We start from the raw sequence: 5,036 nt of genomic DNA, 5'->3' as shown, positions 1-5,036 counted from the left end.
TCCATACCTAAATATTGGTGATATGTCTTATGAAATAGAAGATGGATTTTGGAAACAAGACATTATTGGACATGCAGCACCGAAGTTTTTTGGTGGTTACACGAATACCCTTTCTTACAAGAACTGGAGCTTGATCTCTTTATTTACTTTCTCTCATGGTGGTCAGCTGATTTACCAAAAGGATGTGAGTGATATGGGATTTAGTGGATTGCCTAATGAGGGTGTAAGGAGTCTGGAGCACTACAGTTCATCCAACACCGGATCAGACAGACCCAGGTATCTATTGAATGATACACAGTTTCTGACCAATTTGAATGTGTATGATGCTTCTTATATTAAATTAAAATCGATAACCCTGTCTTATAGCTTGCCGGCAAGTTTACTGCAGAAACTCAGGATCAATACCCTTACAGTATATGCCACGGGTACAAACATCTTTACAATTACCCATTATCCTGGACCGGATCCAGAGGTCAGTGATGATCCACGGAGTGTCATTGGTGGTGGCAGAGATGTGAGTACTTATCCAACTGTGAAATCATATACTTTGGGGGTTCGTCTGGGATTTTAATTACGTCATAACCTTTAAAAAAAAATATATTCTGATGAAACCATCATGTGCAGCAGTATACAAACCGATATGAATAAAATCTGGTAGCACATGATCGCTTCATAACCTTTAAAAAAAAATATATTCTGATGAAAAAGCTAATTATATATAGTATGTTTTTTGCGGGATCGGTTTTTCTGATCGCTTGTAAAAAGGAATTGAATGCTTTGCCTACACAATCTAAAGTAGAAGGGAATGCTATTATTGATCAGAAAAGCGCGGAGATCGCTTTGAACGGAGTTTATCTTCGTTTTGCAGAAGGTGGTGATGATCGGGGAACACCCAGTATTATGTGGGCTGGCGATCATGAGATCTTACCTACTACGCTTGCAGGCTATGCTACTTACCCATATGGAGGGTCGTCATTTGATGAAAATGCACTGATTAAACCTACAGATTACTCAGTGGCCAATCTATGGTCTGCACCCTATAGTCTTATCAACGCAGCTAATGGTATCATAGAGCAGGTATCTGCCCTTGCCGATAATAAATTCACGGGAACCAGAAAGGCGGAGATTATTGGAGAGGCTCGTTTAATGAGGGCATATGGGCATCAGTATCTGCTGAGGTATTTTGCTCAATTCTATGACCTCAGCAGTAATTATGGTGTGATGTTAAGGAAAGAGTTTATAACCACAAACAATATTGCTCAGAAACGTAGTACGGTAAAGGAGAGCTATGATTTTATTCTTTCTGATCTGGATGCGGCCATTGCCAACGCACCTTTGGCTAGCGCAAATTACTATGGTAATAAGTGGGTGGCTAAAGGTTTAAAAGCTAGAATATTGATGCTGCGAGGACAGGCGGCAGATTATACACAGGTAATTTCTATCACAAAAGACATTATTCAAAATGGCCCTTATCAATTGGAACCCAATTTGCATGACCTCTTTAGCACCAAAGGTTTAGATAGCAAAGAAGTCATGATTGGACTCTATCCTAAACCCAATCAAGTCAACAAGTCGGATGTTTATTTTTATCGGAACGAGCCGGGTTATCTGGCTACTGCATCTCTCAAATCTCTTTTTCAAAATGATCCCAGACAATCCTGGATGATCGGTGATGTAGGTACAACCCCGGACGGTATCCTGAAGTATCAGGGGTCAAAGGTTGAAGTATGCTACCCAATGCGTCTTACGGAGATGTATTTGTTAGAGGCAGAAGCTATTGTGCGTGCAGGTGGTTCATTGAATGACGCTAAAGCTTTATTAAAAACCGTATTGCAACATGCCGGAATAAATGATTTTTCCAGCCTGGACAATGTAACTGGCCCGGATGCAATGTTGATCCAGATCTACAATGAAACGGCGAAGAACCTGTCTTTTGAAGATGGACAAGAATGGTCGGCTTTGTTGAGAATGCCCTTGAGTTTTGTATTGCAGGTTAAGCCGGCTGTAAAAGATAAAGACCATTATATTTTACCTATTCCAAAAGATGAATTTGATAGAAATCCTGCAATAGGAGACCAGAATCCAAGCTATAGTAAAAATTAAATTATCCACCTAACATTAAGAAAAAATGAGAACTAAGAATTTTATAGGGCTGTTGTTATTGCTCTTTCCATATTACCATTCTTTTGCCCAGACCGGGCAAAGTAAAAAACAGTTTGTACTTAACGGTACAGTTAAAAGTGCCGATTCTGTTTTGTTATATTATACGGACGCGTCTGGAAAATATATCCATCTTGCAAAACCAATTTTGAACCATAGAATTTTTCTTAAAGGATTTATAAATGAGCCTGTTAATGCAAGAATCTTGTTTAAGAACAAAGGAGAGGTAATTCCGGAGCGTAAGTTTTGGGAAAGGATGACAGAAATCTATCTTGAGCCGGGACAGATGACACTGTCAGGTTCGGCTTCTGATCTGAAATCTTTGAAAATCACGGGTTCTAAAAGTCAGAATGAACTTGAAGATTTGAATGCGCGTATTGCGCCTGTCAGGAAAGAAATGCAACCGGTTTTGGAGGCATTGGATAAAGAGAAGGACCATGAAAAAGCTGCTGAAATCCGTGATCAGCTGGAACCTTATAATGACCGTATCAAAAAAATAACTTATGATTTTTTTATCGGGCATCCAAATTCCTATGTAACAATGGACATGATGAGGTTTTACATCAGCAGAATGAAACTGGACTCTGCCAAAAGAGTCTATAATAGTTTTAATGCCCAAATGAAAAATAAGCCTGCAGCCAGAGAACTCTCCAAAGAAATCAATAAAATTGAATTGGGAATGCCAGGTAATATGGCTGCTGGTTTTAGTAAAACGGACATCAATGATAAGCCATTGTCGCTTGGAGATTTTAAGGGTAAGTATGTGATCGTTGACTTTTGGGCCAGTTGGTGTGTGCCTTGCCGTAAGGGAAACCCTCATTTGATTCGTCTTTATAACACTTATAACAGTAAAGGGCTGGAAATTATTGGCATATCTGATGATGACAGTAACCACGGCGCCTGGAAAAAGGCAGTAGAGCAGGATAAAATAGGTATATGGCATCATGTGTTAAGGGGATTGAATATGGATCTCAGGATGAAAAACCTGCCTAATCCAGAAGATATTTCAGAGAAATATGGAATCAGTTCCTTACCGACTAAGATACTTATTGATCCCGCCGGAAAAATTATCGGCCGCTATGGAGACAACAATGGTGGATCAGATCAGGATCTGGACAAAAAATTAGAAGAACTACTTAAATAACCTTAAAAAACTTGATCATGTTAAAAGAGTTAAAATTAATACTGCCGGTTTTGATCGGTTGCAGCGTTGGGTCCTTATATGGACAGACCGCTAAGGTTTCAGGAAATCTCACTGGATTGAAAGATGCTGAAATTGTTATTTATTATTATAAAGGAGATAAATCTGTTTCAGATACCGTAAAAGTAAATGGAGGTAAATTTAAATGGGTAGCGCAAATTTCAGAGCCGCAAAAAGTTGGAACTATGTTATTTGGACGGTATTACCAATTTTTTGTGGAGCCTGGAAATATAGAGATTAAGGGGACTGACAAGTCAGAAGAAATAAAAATTACAGGCTCAAAATCCCAGGATGAATATGAAGCTTATGATAAGACTTTAAAAGATCTGGATGATCAGGAATCTCCACTTTATCAAAAATGGGGAAAGGTAAGTAAGGAAGAGCAGGTTAAATTGGAGGAAAAAGTTGAGGATTTAAGAAAACAAAGAAGAGCGCGGAACAATCAATACATTGCCACACACCCTAAAAGCCCACTCAGTATCAGTATGGTTTCAGATAAAGCAATGATGGGAAGCTATGATGATGTAAAAGAAGCTTTTGGAAAACTTGATGCTGCTGCTCAACAAAGTGCAGAAGGAAAGCGGATTGCTGATCGGCTGGTTGTTTTAAAAAGAAGTGCAGTGGGAGAGCCGATGCTTAATTTTACTCAGAACGATGTTGAAGGTAAGCCTGTTCAGTTTTCGAATTTTAAGGGCAAATATGTATTGGTTGATTTCTGGGCAAGCTGGTGTGGGCCTTGCAGGGCTGAAAATCCAAATGTATTAAAAGCTTATCAGCAATATAAGGACAAAAATTTCACCGTTGTAGGCGTCTCACTTGATGATAAAGGGGAGAATTGGAAAAAGGCCATCAAAGATGATCAGATGCCCTGGACACAGGTTTCGGATTTAAAGGGCTGGAAAAATGAGGTTTCTACTTATTATGGAATTATGGGGATTCCGAGTACTTTGCTGATTGATCCGCAGGGAAATATCATAGCGAAAGATTTGAGAGGAGAATCTCTTAATAAGAAACTTGCAGAATTGTTCAATTGATTCACCTGATCGACTTAAGGAAATGAAAAATAAACTAAATAATCGCTATTTGATTTTGGGTATCGCGGTTTTATTAATGAACGCAAGTTGTACGCCTTCTGGTCAAAAGAGTTTCAGTATTAAAGGCACTATAAAAGGTGTAGATAGCGGAACGGTGTTGTTGCGTAAATTCAATGAGGCTGATAGGACAACGAAAACACTGGATAGCGTTGTGGTTCATCAGGGACATTTTGAACTTACAGGAAAACTGGAGTCTCCGGAGATGCTTACCTTGATTGCCAGACCTGGAAATTGGGGGACAAATATTTTTGTCGAGAATAGTGAAATAGTTCTGGATGCAGACACTTCTGGTGCTGAACATTATGATTATACACCGTACGGAGGTGATAAAGGAGCAAATCTGAAAAATGTAAAAATTTCCGGCTCAGGGAACCAGGATATCTATGATCGTTTTGAGAATGATCCTGAACAGCTTCATTTCAAGAAAGCATTTGCGGAAATGAATAAGCAATATGAAGCTGAGAAGAATCCGGAGTTAAAGGAGAAAATGAGATCTAAGTTTGATTCTGTAGGGAAGTTGAGTAGTGCCTGGCAAATCAAATGGATTCATGCATTTCTGCAAAAGGATTCCGGATCAAGTG

The 5,036-nt window shown here is 39.1% G+C and carries 4 protein-coding genes and 1 pseudogene; all 5 read left to right on the top strand.

The genetic code is table 11. The features are described from left to right. Positions 1–571 (top strand): annotated as a pseudogene (locus VNZ46_RS19480) (SusC/RagA family TonB-linked outer membrane protein); the annotation flags it as partial. Positions 572–699: 128 nt separating this feature from the next. Next, positions 700–2,103 carry a RagB/SusD family nutrient uptake outer membrane protein gene (locus VNZ46_RS19475; protein WP_325561740.1) on the top strand — a complete coding sequence of 468 codons (1,404 nt, stop codon included), beginning with the start codon at positions 700–702 and terminating at the stop codon, positions 2,101–2,103. 25 nt (positions 2,104–2,128) lie between these two features. Beyond that, complete coding sequence (locus VNZ46_RS19470; protein ID WP_325561738.1) at positions 2,129–3,304, top strand: TlpA disulfide reductase family protein; 1,176 nt, start codon at positions 2,129–2,131, stop codon at positions 3,302–3,304. A gap of 17 nt (positions 3,305–3,321) precedes the next feature. Beyond that, positions 3,322–4,395 (top strand): TlpA disulfide reductase family protein, encoded by a 1,074-nt coding sequence (locus tag VNZ46_RS19465; RefSeq protein WP_325561736.1) that lies wholly within the window; start codon positions 3,322–3,324, stop codon positions 4,393–4,395. A gap of 22 nt (positions 4,396–4,417) precedes the next feature. Continuing rightward, on the top strand, positions 4,418–5,036 hold a 619-nt coding region (locus VNZ46_RS19460; protein ID WP_325561734.1), incomplete at its 3' end, for a DUF4369 domain-containing protein.

The organism is Pedobacter sp., assembly GCF_035566355.1.
Classification (GTDB): Bacteria; Bacteroidota; Bacteroidia; order Sphingobacteriales; family Sphingobacteriaceae; genus Pedobacter.
Note: the sequence above shows the minus strand (reverse complement) of the source record. Positions and strands in the feature narration are given on the sequence as shown.

Excerpts from the sequence above, each read along its gene's own strand:
- VNZ46_RS19475 (WP_325561740.1), top strand. The coding sequence starts at position 700 with ATGAAAAAGCTAATTATATATAGTATGTTTTTTGCGGGATCGGTTTTT.
- VNZ46_RS19470 (WP_325561738.1), top strand. The coding sequence starts at position 2,129 with ATGAGAACTAAGAATTTTATAGGGCTGTTGTTATTGCTCTTTCCATAT.
- VNZ46_RS19465 (WP_325561736.1), top strand. The coding sequence starts at position 3,322 with ATGTTAAAAGAGTTAAAATTAATACTGCCGGTTTTGATCGGTTGCAGC.